10 protein-coding genes are annotated in these 15,867 nt (G+C 68.4%); all 10 read right to left on the bottom strand.

The genetic code is table 11. The features are described 5' to 3' along the window. Positions 1 to 147: 147 nt before the first annotated feature. Positions 148 to 1,680 (bottom strand): non-reducing end alpha-L-arabinofuranosidase family hydrolase, encoded by a 1,533-nt coding sequence (locus RM590_RS33430; protein ID WP_311708556.1) that lies wholly within the window; start codon positions 1,678 to 1,680, stop codon positions 148 to 150. 244 nt (positions 1,681 to 1,924) lie between these two features. Then, positions 1,925 to 3,409 (bottom strand): endo-1,4-beta-xylanase, encoded by a 1,485-nt coding sequence (locus RM590_RS33425; protein ID WP_394814027.1) that lies wholly within the window; start codon positions 3,407 to 3,409, stop codon positions 1,925 to 1,927. Positions 3,410 to 3,452: 43 nt separating this feature from the next. Then, positions 3,453 to 5,093 (bottom strand): glycoside hydrolase family 27 protein, encoded by a 1,641-nt coding sequence (locus RM590_RS33420; RefSeq protein WP_311708555.1) that lies wholly within the window; start codon positions 5,091 to 5,093, stop codon positions 3,453 to 3,455. Between the two features lie 325 nt (positions 5,094 to 5,418). Beyond that, entirely contained in the window at positions 5,419 to 6,438 is a 1,020-nt protein-coding gene (locus RM590_RS33415; protein WP_311708554.1) for a LacI family DNA-binding transcriptional regulator, read from the bottom strand. Between the two features lie 173 nt (positions 6,439 to 6,611). Further along, positions 6,612 to 7,715, bottom strand: coding sequence for an SGNH/GDSL hydrolase family protein (locus RM590_RS33410; protein WP_311708553.1), 1,104 nt, complete (start codon positions 7,713 to 7,715; stop codon positions 6,612 to 6,614). A 132-nt stretch (positions 7,716 to 7,847) separates the two neighbouring features. After that, the gene (locus RM590_RS33405) at positions 7,848 to 9,566 is read right to left on the bottom strand and encodes a cellulase family glycosylhydrolase (protein ID WP_311708552.1); all 1,719 of its coding nucleotides are present in this window, start codon (positions 9,564 to 9,566) and stop codon (positions 7,848 to 7,850) included. A gap of 30 nt (positions 9,567 to 9,596) precedes the next feature. Further along, a complete protein-coding gene (locus RM590_RS33400; RefSeq protein ID WP_311708580.1) occupies positions 9,597 to 10,487 on the bottom strand; it encodes a carbohydrate ABC transporter permease in 891 nt (296 codons plus the stop codon). 68 nt (positions 10,488 to 10,555) lie between these two features. After that, entirely contained in the window at positions 10,556 to 11,623 is a 1,068-nt protein-coding gene (locus tag RM590_RS33395; RefSeq protein WP_311708551.1) for an ABC transporter permease, read from the bottom strand. 108 nt (positions 11,624 to 11,731) lie between these two features. After that, entirely contained in the window at positions 11,732 to 13,384 is a 1,653-nt protein-coding gene (locus RM590_RS33390; protein WP_311708550.1) for an extracellular solute-binding protein, read from the bottom strand. A 515-nt stretch (positions 13,385 to 13,899) separates the two neighbouring features. Next, complete coding sequence (locus RM590_RS33385; protein WP_311708549.1) at positions 13,900 to 15,852, bottom strand: right-handed parallel beta-helix repeat-containing protein; 1,953 nt, start codon at positions 15,850 to 15,852, stop codon at positions 13,900 to 13,902. Between the last annotated feature and the right edge of the window lie 15 nt (positions 15,853 to 15,867).

Below are 15,867 nucleotides of genomic sequence, written 5' to 3'. Positions count from 1 at the left end.
TGTGCGTCGCCCGGGCAGCCGCGGGTGTTCGGTGAGGTGGGTCAGCAGGCGTATGAGTCCTGACGTTGCCGCGTGACCCGGCGGGCTCGGCCTTCCGCCGAGTCCGCCGCGCCGGCTCCATGCCGGAGCCGGACCTTTGTCACACCGTCAGCGCTGCAGTGTCAGCAGGCCCGGACGGTAGGGGAGGAGGCCGTAGTCGCCGCCGGAGTTGGGGCTGCGTCCCTGGTAGAGCAACTGCAGATTGCAGGGATCGACGGTCATGGTCTGATCCGGGCTGGTGCGGAGCAGTTCGCCGTGGCTGATGTCGTTGGTCCAGGTGGCGCCGCTGTTGGCCTTGCCCGCGAAGGGATTGCTCTCGGTCGCGGCCTGGGGTGTCCATGAGCCGTTCAGACTGGTGGCTGTGAACGAGCGGAAGTAGCGGCCCTGCGAGCCTATCGCCTCCACGATCATGAGGTAGCGGTTCTGACCCTCGAGCTTGTAGACCTGCGGGGCTTCGAAGAGGTTGTTCGTCGTGTCGCTCATGATCGTCGTGTACGACGAGCCGAAGTTCCCCGGGAAGTTCCCGATCGGCATGCTGGCCCGGTAGATCTTGCCGTTGTCGCCGGCGAAGAACAGGTACATGTTCGTCCCGTCGGCGATGAGCGTCTGGTCGATGGGTCCTGTTCCGGAGCCGGAGATGCTTCCGGTGAAGAGCGGCTGCTCGGATGACCAGCCATTCGGGTTGGTGGGGTCGCTCGACGTCCGGTAGGAGAAGGAGGTCCCACCCCATTGGTAGGCGAGCACCCAGATGTTCCTCGGTGCGAAGTAGAAGAGCGTGGGCGCGACGGTGGAAGCCGACATCGCGTTCTGGCTGGCCGAGGCCATCTCCGACCAGTTGGTGAACAGGCCGAAGTTCATCGAACCCCAGCGCGTCCCTGTGTCGTGCGTCGTCGCATAGACGAGTTGTCTGCCGTTGTAGGGGGCGACGGTGAAGTCCTTGAGCGAGACCCACCCCGCCCTGGGCTGCGCCAGCGCGCCCGTTGACGTCCAGCGGTATGTCGATGGAAGATCGCACGTGCCGGGGTTGCCACCGCCGTCGACCTTGACGAGCTGCCACTGCTGGTTGGCGCCACCCCAGTCGGAGTACTGGACGATATTGGCGCCGTCGTTGGTGGCGGCGCCCTGCACCTCAAGCGCCTTGCCGCTGTTGCGGTTGATCAGCCGCACATGCCCGCCGTCCGAATCGGCGAGCCGGAACTGCTGGTTGGTGGTGTTGTTGTCGGTCCACTGGACGATGCTTCCGCCGTCCGCGGTCGAGAAGTTGTGGACGTCGAGGACTTTGCCGGAGTGCCGGGACTGGAGCCGGTAGTAGCCGTTGCCGGAGTCGACGAACCTCCACTGCTGCTGTGCCTGGTCGTTGCGACTCCACTGGGTGATGCGGGCACCGTCGTTGGTGGCCAGGTTGTAGACGTCCAGCGCCTTGCCACTGTTGCGGTTCACCAGCACGTACCAGGCGTTGGTGTCGACGGTCGCGGCCGAGGCCGGCGCGGCGCCGAGGACGGTCGTCAGGCTGGCCAGGAGGGAGGCCACGACGAACGCGATCGCCGTGCTCAGCCGGCGGCGCCGCCGGAACCAGCGGCGCGACGCGGCGGCCGCCGGGGTCCGCGACGCGGACGTCGGGGAGTATCTCGCCCCATTCATGGGAGCGCTCCAATTCTCTGTCAGGGCCACCCCGCGCTGTCCGCGCGGGGTGGCCACGGGGAGGGGGACCCGCCCTTTGGTTCACCGGCGCTCCGGTCGTCGTCCCCACCGGTGGGCGTGCCGGTGCCGCTGCCGGGCGGAAGCAACGGCAGGGGGAAGGCTTCGGGCCTCCCCCGGACTCGGCGAGCGCTCCCGTCACGCCGTCAGGCACGACGGGAGCACTGCTTGGCAGTCCGCGTCGGTATCAGCCGACGGGCACCAACTGCCACTGCTGGTTGGCGCCGCCCCAGTCGGAGTACTGGACGATATTGGCGCCGTCGTTGGTGGCGGCGCCCTGCACCTCAAGCGCCTTGCCGCTGTTGCGGTTGATCAGCCGCAGGTAACCGCCGTCGGATTCGACGACTCGGAACTGCTGGTTGTTGGTGTTGTTATCGGTCCACTGGACAATGCTTCCGCCGTCCGCGGTGGAGAAGTTGTAGACGTCGAGGACTTTGCCCGAGTGTCTGGATCTGAGGCGGTAGTAGCCGTTGCCGGAGTCGACGAACTGCCATTGCTGCTGTGCCTGGTCGTTGCGACTCCACTGGGTGATGCGGGCACCGTCGTTGGTGGCCAGGTTGTAGACGTCCAGCGCCTTGCCACTGTTGCGGTTCACCAGCACATACCAGGCGGTGGTGTCGATCCCGTCCGGAGGCTGCTGGCCGCCCTCGTTGAGCGCGTTCAGCACGGCGGTGTAGGCGGGCTTCTTGTTCCCCGCGGCGTCGAACAGCAGCGGGTTCTGCCCGGTCCGCCAAGAGTCGCTGTCCCGGATGCCCCACACGGTGATGCCCGTGCAGCGCGCGACCGCCAGGCACGCCCGGGTGACCGTGGCGTACACATTGGCCTGGTTCGAGCCGGAGATGTCCAGCTCGGTGATCTGCACATCGACGCCGAGGTCGGCGAAGCGCTGCAGATTCGCCTGGTAGTCGCTGGGAACGGAGTTGGTCAGGTGCGACTGGAATCCGACGCAGTCGATCGGCACGCCGCGCGCCTTGAAATCGCGGACCATGTTGTAGATCGCGTTGCTCTTGGCGTTGATGCCGTCGGTGTTGTAGTCGTTGTAGCAGAGCTTGGCGTTCGGGTCGGCGGCGCGGGCCGTGCGGAACGCCACCTCGATCCAGTCGTTGCCGGTGCGTTGCAGGTTCGAGTCCCGCCGGGCTCCGCTCGTGCCGTCGGCGAACGCCTCGTTCACCACGTCCCAAGAGTGGATCTGGCCGCGGTAGTGCCCGGCGACCTGGGTGATGTGGTTCGTCATCGCCGACCGGAGCGAACTGCCCTCCATGCTCTGGGCCCAGCCGGGCTGCTGGTTGTGCCAGAGGAGGGCGTGTCCGCGCACGGACATGCCCTGCTGCCGGGCGTGGTTGAGGATCCGGTCGCCCGAGGTGAAGTTGAACGAGCCGCGGGACGGCTCGGTGGCGTCCCACTTCATCTCGTTCTCGGCGGTGACGCTGTTGAACTCCCTGTTGAGAATCGTGGTGTAGACGCTGTCGTTCAGCTTGGGCGCGGCGACGGCCGTGCCGAAATAGCGCCCGCGCTCGGCCGCCGAGGTCCCCAGCGTGGTGCCGGCCGCGGCGGAGTCCGTGAACGCCACGGTCATGCCGGAGGCGACAAGCACGGCGGCGAGCAGCATCACCAGCACTCTGAGCCGTCTGAGCGGGGCGAGCCAGGTGCCCGCCCGAATCGGTTGTTCCATCAGTCGTCCCTTCTGAAGGAATCGCATGTGCGGGTTGTGCGTCTCAGGCGCGGGCCCATCGTTGGTTGGGCTGGCCGTTGCACGTCCAGAGGATCAGCTCCGTGCCGTTCGCGGTGCCCGCCTGGTTGACGTCCAGGCACAGCCCCGAGTGGACGTTGCGGATCGATCCGTCGGTGCCGAGGGTCCACTCCTGGTTGTCCTGGCCGTTGCACGGCCAGGTGATCACCGGGGTCCCGTTGGAGGTGCCCTGTTCGTAGGCGTCCAGGCACTTGTCGCCGAAGACGCGGATCTCGCCGCCGGCCCAGGTCGTCCACTGCTGGTTCGCGGCGGTGTGGCAGTCCCAGATCAGCACGGTGGCGCCGGGTGCCGTCGAGGCGTTGTCGACGTCCAGGCAGCGGCCCGACCCTGCGCTGCGCCACCGGGACGTCGTGTTGTCCAACGGGGTGCCGCCGGAGACCCGGTACACCGCGACGCCGTGCGCGGGCACGCTGGCCGAGATCTGGCCACCGCTCGTGGACGTGGCTCCCGTCCACAGGTCGGTCAGGGTGAACGACCCGCCGGACAGTCCGATCTGCGCCGCCGTGGCCGTGATCGTCGTGGTGCTGCTGCCGCGGTTGAACAGGCCGACGGCGACCGAGCCGTCGGACAGCGGCTTGGCGAACACCTCGATGTTGCCGTCGTCGCGCACCCGTCGCCCGCCCGCGCCCAGCGCGTCCTGGTTGACGGCCAGCAGGCGGGGATTGCGCAGGATCGCGCTGACGTCGGCGGACATGGTGCGGATGTCGTTGCCCGCCATCAGGGGCGCGCCCATCAGGGACCACAGCGCGAAGTGTGAGCGCGACTCGGTCAGGCTGAGTCCCGGCCTGCCGACGACCAGCATGTCGGGGTCGTTCCAGTGGCCGGGGCCGGCCTGGGCGGCCAGCGGCGCGTTGATGTCGACGACGTTGCCGACGCCCATCGGGTAGCTGTTGGTGTTGCCGTTCTGCCAGATGTCCAGCAGGTCCTCGGTGGTGCGCCACAGGTCGGCGACCTCGCCCCAGTTGTACGTGGCGCCCGTGATGGCGTGGAGGCTGTTGGGGTTGATGCTGTAGACGATGGGCCGTCCTGTGGCGCGAAGGGCATCCCGCATCACGCTGAACCGGGCGACCTGCTCGTCACGGGTGCCGGCGGAGGAGCACCAGTCGTACTTGAGGTAGTCCACGCCCCAGGAGGCGAAGGTGCGGGCGTCCTGGGTCTCGTGTCCCATGCTTCCGGTGGACCCCGGGTAGGTGCCCACGCGTTGGGCGCAGGTGCGTTCGGTGGGCGACATGTAGATCCCGAACTTCAGTCCGAGGCTGTGCAGGTAGTCGCCGAGCGCCTTCATGCCGCTGGGGAACTTCGACGCGTTGGCGCGCAGGTTGCCCTGGGCGTCGCGCTGGGGATCGAACCAGCAGTCGTCGACCACGACGTACTGGTAGCCCGCGTCCCGCATCCCCGAGCTGACCATCGCGTCGGCGGCCTGGCGGACCACCGTCTCGTTGACGCCGCACCCGAAGCTGTTCCAACTGTTCCAGCCCAGCGGCGGGGTGAGCGCCGGGCTGCCGGGCGCGGCCTGTGCCACGGGCTGCTGCGGTGCCGCCGAGAGCAGAGCCAGCACGGCGGCCACCGCCGTGAGTAAGCCGAGTATTCGTTGGCGCGATCTCATGTGGGTCGTCCCTTTCCAAATCGATTCGAGGCGCCCGCTTTCCGGAGCCGGTGCGCGGGCGCGTGCTTGCAGGCGTGGCTCGGCAGCCGATCGTGGGACGTCGGTGGGTCAGCACGCGGAGTTGGCCGGGACCCACCACGATGGCGCCGCGCCGGAGAGCACCAGGAGCGGAATGAGCGGTGCGGAACGCGGTGGTGCGGCAGCCCGGTGCGAGTGCGGTCGAGCCGCCAGAGGTTCGAGATATCGAACAACGGCCGGATGGCCAGACAAAAAAGGATGATAGGCAGAACGAGCCGGGCGTCAATACTTCTGGCGCGACTGCCAATCAGCGTCGCGGAGGAGCCGTGCTGTCGCGCACCACGAGCTCGGTGGCCAGTTCCACGCGGTTCTGCGGCAGGGGACGCCCCTGGGCGAGGCCGACCACCATGGTGGCGGCCGTGGCGGCCATCTCGACCAGAGGCTGGCGCACCGTGGTGAGCGGGGGCGTGAGCCACGGCGACGGGTAGAGGTCGTCGAAACCGACGACGCTGAGGTCCTCGGGGATACGCAGCCCGGCTTCGGCCGCCCCCCGGTACACGCCCAGGGCCTGCCCGTCGTTGCCGGCGAACACCGCGGTCGGCGGGTCGGGCAGGCGCAGCAGCTCCCGTATGTGCTTGAGCCCGTCCAGGATCTGGAAGTCGCCCACGCGAATCAGCTCCGGGTCGACGGGAACGCCGGCCATGTCCAGCGCGGTCCGATAGCCGTCCAGCCGGGCCCGGCCGGCCAGGACGTGCTCCGGGCCGGTGATGACGGCGATGCGCCGGTGGCCGAGCTCCAGCAGGTGCCGGGTGGCCGCGTGCCCTCCGCTCCAGTTGCCGGCGCCCACCGACGGCGACGCGTGGCCGGGGTCTCCCGTCGGATCCACCAGTACCAACGGAATCCCCCGGCTGCTCAGTTGCTCGCCCTGTGGGCCGGTGGGACCGGAGAACACCGATATCACCCCGGTCGGACGGCGGGCCAGGACACCGTCCACCCAGCCACGGCCGGGAGTGTGGCAACCCTCGAGTTCCGAGAGGACCACGGCCAGGCCGTGTTCGGCCGCGACTCGCCGGGCGCCCTGGTAAATCTCCAATGGATAGGGTCCCCGCACCTCGTGGAAGACCAGCTCCAACAGGGCGGTCGGACCGGCGGCCTTCTGCCGCCGGTATCCGTGCCGACGAATGATGTCCTCGACGAGCGAGCGAGTCCGGGGGGCGACGTCTGCCCGGCCATTGACGACCTTGGACACCGTGGCGACGGAGACTCCCGCGCGTTCGGCGATCTGCGCGATGGTCAGCGGTCCGTCCCGGAACTCGGCTGAGGACATACGAGCAGTCTAACGACGACACCGTTTTGGCCCTTTCGAAGAGACATCCTCCCTCGCCTGCCGCGTCTCGACGGCTCGTGGCCCTCCTACAGTCCTCGCAACATAACGATCGGTCAATACCTCCGAATGCTTTCGTTCTGAGCTGCCAACGGGTCCGGCTCGTCGCCTCGTGGCTACCAGTTCAGCGGGAGCCTGGCGAGGTAGTCGTTGAGGAGACCCGAGATGATCCGGTGGTCCCGGGCGGAGGGGTGCCAGTCGCAGCCGAGGTGGTCCAGGGCCGCGTCTCCGAAGTACCAGTAGCCCACCCGGTCGTCGCCCTGCTGGTTGCGCCCCTGGGCCACGCGCTGGACGGTGTCGGCGAACGCGGTGGAGGCCGCGCTCACCACGATGAACGTCTCCCTGCCGTACCGGGCGCGCAGCTTGTCGAGGAAGCCGTGGTACGCCGTCTCGTAGTCGGCGACCAGAGCGTCCTCCGTGGCCCAGCGCTCGCCCGGGTTCAGGGGTGTCGAGAAGTCGTTGATGCCCAGGCCGACCACGACGACCTGCGGCTGCCAGCCGGCCGGCTTCTCCCAGACGTCTCCGTCCACATGGAGCAGGGCACGGTCGTAGAAGGTGCGGTAGTTCACGTCGGGGCTGCCGCCGTTGTAGTTGCGGACCATGCCGAGGCCGGAGAAGGCGTTGATCTGGTAGTCGGCGCCGAGGCTCTGGGCGGTGAGGGCGCCGAAGCTGAGGTCGGCGTCGGTGTTCCGGCCGACTCCGCCGTTGCTCGAACAGTCGCGGGTGCCGGAGAGGTTGCCGTAGCCGACGGTGTAGGAGTCGCCGATGAACTCGATCTGCCTGTCGCGCGCCGGGGGGTTGGACAGGATCTCTCCCCCCTGGACGGCGACGAATCCGCCGAACCGGCCCGCGACCCAGGTGCTCTCGGTGCGCTTCACGATCCGCAGGCTGTGCTCGGTGTTGGCGAGACCGTTGATCCAGTGGGTGGTCCGGCCGGGGGTCACCAGGGTGGCGACCGCCGTTCCGTCTATCTGCACGTTGTAGTCGTTGTTGGAGTCGTAGAGAACGACGCCGACTCCGGTGCCACGGAAGCGGCCTTCGAAGGAGATGCCGGGCCAGGAGTACTGCACAAACCCATCGGCGGCCTCCTTGACCCGGCCGACGGTGTGAACACCCGCCGGTAAGGCGGATGCCCGCGAAGGGGAAACGAGTCCGGTGACGGCGCCTGCGGCGGCGGCCGCGATCAGCGTCCGCCGGGACAAGCGACGATATGTCCGCATGTGACACCCTTTGCTCGTGATGGACGCGGGGCTCCGTCGGGTCGGCGTCGAGCTCCGGCCAACGCCTTTGACGGCGGTTGTGGGTGTGGCTCCGGCGGCGTCGCCATGCGCCGGAGCCACACCCGTGGAGTTTCAGGTGGTGGTGCCGGTGATGGTGGTGCCGGTCCGGGTGAGGGTGTAGGTGACGGTCTCACCGCTCCAGAAGTGGAAGGTGAGGTTGATCGTCGAGTTGTCCCTGGTCTCGGCGAAGAACTCCGGCTTCAGGGTGATCTGCCCGGCGGCGTAATCGGGCGAGAGGGTGTAGCCGAACTCCTTGTAGGAAGTCCAGTTCTGCGGGCCGGCGTTGGTGCCGTCGGCGTAGACCGCTTCCATGGTGGCCAGCCGGTCGCCGTTGAACGCGGTGGGGATGGTCAGGCCGCTGGTGGTGCCGTTGGCGTTGTGCAGGACCGGGGTGTCGTAGGTGATGACGTTCACGTGCCACGGCAGGCCGCCGTTGAACCGGAGCGTCAGCGTGGCGTTGACGCCGTGGCCCTGGCCCTCGGTCAGGCGGGCCAGCGTGGCGGCGGCGATGGTGAGCTGGTCGCCGCTGACGGTGTAGTCCCGGCCGCGCACCAGCTTCTCGGAGCCGTTGAGGACGGAGGTCAGGGTGTTGCCGTTGAGGTCGAGCGTGAGCGTCGCGTCCGCCGGGGCCTGACCGGCGCGCACGAAGATCTGGTCGCTGGAGGCCGTCGCGGAGTCCGTGGTCCAGCTCGACTGGATCTGCCGGAACAGGCTGAGGTCGCTCCACTGGTGGGTGGTGCGGTTGAAGTGCTGACCGTTGTCCCACCACATCGTGGTGAGCTGCTTCTGGCGGGCGTAGGAGCCGAAGAACTCCAGGAACTTCAGCGCCTCGCCGTGCTCGACGACATCGAGGCTCCTGTCCCAGCCGAGCAGGCCGTACTCGCCGACGATGACGGGGATGCCCCGGGAGACGAAGGTGTTGTGGACGCGGTCGAAGGAGCCGGTGATGTCGGCCTGGGTCTCGGCGTCGAAGCGGGTGTAGCCGGCGACGTTCACGCTGAAGGGCCAGAAGCCGTAGTAGTGGACGGTGGCGGCGATGTTGGGGTCGTTCAGGGCGGCGATGGTGTCGGCCAGGGGGTCCAGCCTGGCCTGTTCGGCGTTGGTGTGGAGGGAGGGCAGGACCAGGACGCGGGTGGCGTTGGTGCCGCCGGTGCCGCGGACGATGGAGTGGAACGTGGTGTTGAGCTCGTCCAGCAGCTCGAACTCCTGGGCCTCCCCAGAACTGCCGGTGAACTGCGGCTCGTTGACGCTTTCCAGGAGGAGCTCGGGGGGCGCGTCGCGGAAGCGTTCGGCGATCTGGGTCCAGGTGGCGGTGTAGCGCGCCATGACCTGGTCGTGCTGGGTGGGCATGTCCCGGATCCACTGCCAGGAGTCGTGGTGGACGTTGAGCAGGACGTACAGGCCCTCGTCCAGCGCCATGTTCACGACCTGCTCGACGCGGTCGAGGTAGGCGGGGTCGATGGTGTAGCCGGGGGCGCCGCCCTGGTGGTCGTTCCAGGTCACGGGCAGCCGGATGCTGTTGAAGCCCTGGTCGTGGACGGCGGCGAGAAGTTCGGGAGTGATGCGGGGGTTGCCCCAGGAGGTCTCGTCGGGGATGGCGTCCAGGGTGTTGCCCACGTTCCAGCCCGGCTGCATCGCCGCGACGATCTCCTGCGCGGCGGATTGCTGGTGCGGCCTGCCCCTCCCCTTCCCGTCTGCCGCGGCGCCCGACAGGGCGGTCGTCAACAGGACCGCCAAGCCGAGGAAGAACGCCGCCAGAGCGGTCAGGAGCCTGCGCTTTCGTTGCTTCACAGTCGTCCCTTTCTGTGGTGAGTGAACGTTTCAGCCCTTGATGGCGCCGATGAGCATGCCCTTCTTGAAATGGCGCTGGACGAAGGGCGAGAGGATGGCGACGGGCAGGAGGGCGAGGATCATGACGGCGGTCTGGACGGAGATGCTGGGGACCTGGCCACTGGCGATCATCTCGGACATGCCGGTGGGGCGCTGGCGGCGTACGACGATCTGGTAGAGCACGTTCTGCAGGGGCAGCTTGTCCTGCTCCTCGATGTAGATGAAGCCGGCGAACCAGTTGCCCCAGTAGCCGACGGCGTAGAAGAGGGAGATCACCGCCAGCACCGCGCGGGAGAGCGGCAGCACGATCGTCAGCAGGATGCGCAGTTCGCTGGCGCCGTCGATGCGGGCGGAGTCGATGAGCTCCTGGCCGACGTTCATGAAGAACGCCCGCAGTACCAGGATGTTGAAGACGTTCACCGCCATGGGGAGGATGAGGGCGCCGTAGGAGTTCATCAGCCCCAGCTCCTGGATGAGGAGGTAGGTGGGGATGATGCCGGCGCCGCCGAAGAACATCGTGCCCATCATCGTGAAGAGGATGGGGCGGTGCCACAGTGAGCCCATGCGGGTCAGGCCGTAGGCGGCCAGGATGGAGAGGGCCATGGAGAAGGCGGTGCCCACGGTGGTGATGCCGAGGGAGACCCACATGGCGCGGGCGACCTGGCCGCCTTGGAGCAGTTCGCGGTAGGCGTCGAAGGTGATCCCTTCCGGCCATACCACCAGGCCGCCGGTTTTGGAGATGGTTTCGGCGTCCGACAAGCTGGTGATCAGCACGATCCAGACGGGGAAGAGGATCGCCAGCAGCGCGATGCAGAGGGCGATGGCCTTGGCGGTGAGGCCGACGCGGGTGGGCGGCTCCTCCCAGACGGGGCGCCTGCGCATCCCCTTCTCGTCGTCGTCCTCGATCAGGACACTGGTGTCGGCCTGGCTGTCCTTGGTGATGGTGGTGCTCATGACCGCTTGTACACTCCCTGCTCGCCCATGGCGTGGGCCACTCGGTTGGCTGCCAGGACCAGGGCGACGCTGAAGATGCCCTTGACGACGCCGATGGCCGCCGCGTAGCTGTAGTCCCCGTTCTCGATGCCCTGGTTCCAGGTGTAGGAGTCCAGCACCTCCGAGGCACCGGGGCCGACGGCGGTGCGCTGGATCAGGAACTGCTCCATGCCCACGCTGAGGATGTTGCCGACCTGCAGGACCAGCAGCAGCGCGATGACCGGGCGCAACGCGGGCAGGGTGACGTGCCACATCCGGTGCCAGCGATTGGCGCCGTCCACGGCCGCGGACTCGTACAGCTCCCGGTTGATGGTGGACAGGGCGGCCAGGAAGACGATGATGCCCCAGCCGGCGTCCTTCCAGATGACCTGGAAGGTGATGAGCCACTTGAAGAAGCCGGGGTCGGTCATCAGGTCGAAGCCGTCGCCCCAGCCGTTGTCCCGCATGGTCTGGGCGATCAGGCCCGCGCCGCCGAAGATCTGCTGGAAGACGGTGATCACCAGCACCCAGGAGAAGAAGTGCGGCAGGTAGAGGATGGCCTGGGACCAGGCGCGGACCTTACTGTGGAGGAAGCTGTTGATCAGCAGGGCCAGCGCGATGGGGACGGGGAAGAAGAAGACGAGTTGAAGGGTGGAGAACACCAGGGTGTTCTCCACGGCGTTCCAGAACTCCGGGTCGTCCATCATGCGCTCGAAGTTCTCCAGCCCCGTCCAGGCGCTGTTGGCCATGGATTCGAAGAAGCTGGTGCCGAGGTAGGGCTCGTAGAACTGGAACGCGATGGCGTTGGCGGCGATGGGGATGTACGCGAAGACCACCAGCAGCAGGAGGACCGGCAGCGTCATCAGGATGAGCGGGTAGTCCCGCCGCAGCTTGTGCCGGACGGTGATGCCGCCCTGGAGGCGTGGGTCGTCGTGGCGGCGGCCGGGCCTGGACTTCAGCAGACCCGGCCTGTGCTGCTTCGGCGGCGGCGGGCTTTCGCTGGCCTCGCGCGGTACGGGTGACCGCGGGACCGTGTTCTGCGACACGGGTTTCTCCTTGCTCTCCGTAGTGCGCCTGGCCGGGCGGGGGGAAGCGCCGCGGGGCGGGCCCGGCACACTGTCTGTGGGGTGTGGGATGCCGACGGGGCAGGGCCGTTAGGCGGCGCCGTCCTCCTCATCGAGCAGCCGCTGGTAGAAGTCGCGCAGCTCGTCGCCGCCGTTGCGGCGCCACTCGTCCACGGCGTTGCGCAGGTCGCGGATCGAGGCCCGGCCGCGGGACACGTCGTCCTCCAGGTCGGAGAAGCCGTCGGAGATGCCGGACAGCCGGGCGGGCTCCTGGATCTGCCGGCCGCCGAAGAGCCAGTCCCTGCCGAAGCCGAAGTTCCGCTGCTGCCAGGCGGCCATGTCCTCGACAACCTGCGGCAGGTCGGGGAAGGCGATGTAGGCCTGCGGCGAGCAGATGAAGGTGTAGGACTCCGGGACGACTTGGGCGTTGCCCTGCTCGGTGCGGACCGGCAGCCCGTCCTCCAGCGTGTAGTGGGTGCCCTCGATGCCCCACTGCTTCAGCCGCTGCTCCACCGTGCCGTAGGGGGCGGCGGCGAAGTTGGCCAGCTCCAGCGCCGCCCGGATGCGGTCCTCGGAAAGGTTCTTGTTGACGAACGTCCAGATGCGCGAGCCGTTATCCCGGTACAGCACGGGGTCGCCGCCGTCCGGGGCGAAGAAGTCGAAGGCGTTCATGCGGAAGTCGGGGTTCGACTTCTGCTGCTCCACGGCCAGGGGGTACCAGCCCCCGGGCCCGCCGATGTACATCATGACCTCGCCGGCGGTGAAGCGGACCCCGGGGTCGCCGGTGGCGCCGATGGCGTCGGGGTGGACCACCCCGGCCTCGAACAGGCTGCGGTTCCACTCCAGGGCCTCGAGGTACAGATCGGTCTCGTAGCGGCTGACCAGCCGGCCGTCCACCAACTCCCAGTCCGGGCTGCCGTACATGATCCCGCCGAACCACTTCATGTCCTCGCACGCCCACACCCGGTTGCCCGGGGAGGTGATGTCCTTGGCGAAATCGAGGAACTCCCGGGCAGTGGTGGGCGGCGTCCAGCCATTCGCGTCGAAGATGTCCTGCCGGTAGAAGGGGGCGACCGCGCCGAGGGGGTTCGCCGGCTGGGGCAGGCCCCGCAGCGCGCCGCCGAAGACCGACGGCCCCCACGCCTCGGTGGGAATGGCGGCGAGGTTGGCGTAGTCCAGCACCTTGTCGCCGGACAGGAACGGCCCCAGATCGGCGAAACGGCTGGAGACGGCCTGCGGTATCTGGCCGGTGAGGTTCCAGTCGGGGATGCACACCAGGTCCGGGATGTCGCTGGAGGCCAGGGTCGCGGCAAGTTTCTCGCCATAGCTGGCGCCGTCCTGGATCCGCCAGTTCATGCGGACGCCGATGGCCTCGTCCATCGCGGTCCAGAACGGGTTGCCGGGCCGGGGCGGGGTGCCCCACAGCGGCGTCATCGCGGTGAGCTCCGCACCACCACCCCGGGGCTCGGGCACCGAAACGCCCAGCTCCCCGTCGGGAATCCAGCGCGTGTAGCCAGGGCTGGAGCCGTTCTCACTGGGGATGTCCGGCTCGACGGCGGCATCCGAAGCTCGGTAGGTCGGCAGGATGGACTGGAGCTCGTCCTCGGCGACGCGGCCCTCCTGGCCACGGCTGCCCTCGCCGCTACACGCGGACAGCAGCGGCACCCCCCCGACCGCGGCGGTGGCGACCGCGGCAGAGGCGAGGAAGCTTCTCCGGCTCGGCCCGGAAAGTGAGTTCGGCATGGCGTCAACGACCCTTCATGGCTCTGCGTCCTTGGACCCTCGTGATACGTCAGACGAATGATCGAAGCGCTTCGATAACGGCTGAGGTTAGGACCCCTCGCCGGGTCGCACAAGCCCTGCGACAGAAAGTTCAGCGACGAAACCGACTCGTACTCACCATGGGCCAAGGCGTCGTCAAGCGGTTATCGCGCGGTCTCTTGACAGGACCGGAACTCTGACTCAGCATCGAAGCGCTTCGAGTCCCCCGCCTCGCCAAGAGGGGACCAAGTGACCGGTGCGCGGGGCGAGATGCTCGTCGAACGGGGGTCCGCCCGGGTGATCGCGGCTGGTTCCGGGCATGCGAACAGGGCCTCTTGGCAGCTCGGTGGCGTCAACCAACTCAAGCTGCAAGAGGCCCTGTTGGCGCGGTGGCGCGCTGCCGGGACCGCGGAGTCCGGTTGGTCACCCCGCGCGTGTCGTCCGCGCGGGGTGGCCCCTCCCGCGGCCGGGTCGGTCCGGCTGGCAGGTTGTGGTCCTCAGGACGTGTGACGGTGCGCCTCGGCCGGCCCCGCGTTGTCGATGATCTCGCCAGCCTCGGCGGGGATGTTGCCAGGGGTGAAGACGACGGTTCCCTCGACGGTGTTGCCGCGTTCGCCGGTGACGAGGCCGGTGATGGCCGGGTTGGTCGTGTAGTTCTCGGTCAGGGTCTGGTCGCCGGTGAGGTTGCCGTTCTGGTTGTTGGCGTGCGCCCACTGCCCCGCGGTGTTGAGGAAGACGTTGCGGGTGGCGGTGAGGTAGCGGGAGCCCTCGTCGAAGTACAGGCCGAGTTGCCCGCTGTTCTCGCAGAAGTTCTCCTCGATGGTGCTGTCCGGCATCGCGGAGAGGGTGTAGATGCAGCCGGCGTCGAACATCGTGTGCACGACATCGCTGACGTGGTTGCCCACCACGTGGACGTCGGTCAGGGTCGTGGGCGTGTCGTAGACCGGCTGGAAGTCGTAGAGCCCGCGACGCACGTACTCGGGGCTGCCGCCCGGGTCGTTGGCGCCCCAGCCGTACCCGATGCCGATGCCTGTGTAGGGCATGTCGGACACGTCATTGTGCTCGATGGTCAGCCGGGTGACGTAGCTGGCGAAGATCCCGTCCTGGTCGAGGTACTCCAGCGCCGTGGAGAAGACGCGGTTGCCGCTGATCAGGATGTCGCTGTTGGTCATGCGCTCGTCGGAGGGGTGGTGGGCGTCGGGACGCACCCCGCCGACCACGATGCCGCCGCCGGCACTGGCGGTGAACGTGTTGCCGATGACGGAGACGTTCCGCGCGCCCAGGCCGACGCCGGTGGCGTGCGCGTTGGCGTCGTTGCCGATGCCGAGGCCGACCGAGCCGAGGTTCACGAAGGTGTTGCCCTCGAAGGTGACGCCGTTCGCCGCCGACACCTGCACGGCCGCGGGCGCCTGGGCCCAGTTGTTGCGGGCCCCTTCGAATCCCTTGCAGCCGGCCGAGCAGGAGGTGAACGCGTCGGCGGGCCGGTCGGGTTGGACGCCGGTGATGAAGGTGCCGGTCTGCTGGTTGGCGTATCCGTTGGGCGAGCTGGGGTGCAGCCAGGTGGTGCCGGTGAAGGTCAGCCCCTCGAAGGTGAGGCCGTGTGCGGGCTCGTCGTAGGTGCCGCCCACCTCGACCAGGGTCTCCAGCCGCGGCAGTTCGACCTGTGCGTCGGCCAGGTCCTGCCCGTCGAGCGGCTTGTAGTAGAGCGTCCCGGCCTCTGCGTCCAGGTACCACTCGCCGGGCTCGTCGAGGAACGCCCGGGAGTTCAGCAGCCAGAACGTCGGCCTGCGGAACGGCGACTGGATCGTGTCGTACCCGTAGGTGTTGTTGTCCCACGCCGGCTGCTGCATGACGACCGTGGAACCGGAGATGCTCTCCACCGGCGCGAAGCGGTTGGTGAACGACAGCATCGCCTGGAGCTCGACGCGTCGCTGGTCGGGCAGCTCGGCCAGGTGGGCGAGGTCCGGGTTGTCGAGGGTGAAGCCGGTGGCGTTGAGCGTGATGTCCGACTCGGCCAGGCTCATCCGGGCGCGCTGGGCGAGGGCACCGTCGACGTAGAGCTGCCGGGTGTCGAAGCCGGTGCCGACGTCCGCCCGGTAGACGCCGGTGGCGGGGTCGTCGAGTTCCCAGCCGGTGACCGGCTCGGCGCCGGTCAGGACGGGGCTTGCCCCTGGGGCGGCCCGCCAGGTCACGGTGTGGCCGTCGCGGCCGGAGTCGGCGGCGTCGAACCGCAGCGGCTCGCCGAGCCGGTAGGTCCCGTCCAGGAGGGTCACGGTGACGTCGCCGTCGGCTCGCGCGGCCAACTCCCGTGCCCGGCGCTGTGCTTCCGCCAGGGTCGCGAGCGGCTGCCCAGCGGTGCCCGGGCCGCTGTCGTCGGCTCTCTGCGCGCCGGTGGGCGCCACGACAAGCGTGTGATCCGCCGCGGCGGCGTGTGCTTGGGAGGTGGGCATGGCGGTGAGGACTCC

This window comes from Streptomyces litchfieldiae (assembly GCF_031845365.1).
GTDB classification, from domain to species: Bacteria; Actinomycetota; Actinomycetes; order Streptomycetales; family Streptomycetaceae; genus Streptomyces; species Streptomyces litchfieldiae.
This window is presented reverse-complemented; position numbering and strand designations above follow the sequence as displayed.

What these genes read in the sequence shown, in the direction of transcription:
- RM590_RS33430 (WP_311708556.1), bottom strand. Translation starts at nt 1,680, where the DNA reads ATGAATGGGGCGAGATACTCCCCGACGTCCGCGTCGCGGACCCCGGCG.
- RM590_RS33425 (WP_394814027.1), bottom strand. Translation starts at nt 3,409, where the DNA reads ATGGAACAACCGATTCGGGCGGGCACCTGGCTCGCCCCGCTCAGACGG.
- RM590_RS33420 (WP_311708555.1), bottom strand. Translation starts at nt 5,093, where the DNA reads ATGAGATCGCGCCAACGAATACTCGGCTTACTCACGGCGGTGGCCGCC.
- RM590_RS33415 (WP_311708554.1), bottom strand. Translation starts at nt 6,438, where the DNA reads ATGTCCTCAGCCGAGTTCCGGGACGGACCGCTGACCATCGCGCAGATC.
- RM590_RS33410 (WP_311708553.1), bottom strand. Translation starts at nt 7,715, where the DNA reads ATGCGGACATATCGTCGCTTGTCCCGGCGGACGCTGATCGCGGCCGCC.
- RM590_RS33400 (WP_311708580.1), bottom strand. Translation starts at nt 10,487, where the DNA reads ATGCGCAGGCGCCCCGTCTGGGAGGAGCCGCCCACCCGCGTCGGCCTC.
- RM590_RS33390 (WP_311708550.1), bottom strand. Translation starts at nt 13,384, where the DNA reads ATGCCGAACTCACTTTCCGGGCCGAGCCGGAGAAGCTTCCTCGCCTCT.
- RM590_RS33385 (WP_311708549.1), bottom strand. Translation starts at nt 15,852, where the DNA reads ATGCCCACCTCCCAAGCACACGCCGCCGCGGCGGATCACACGCTTGTC.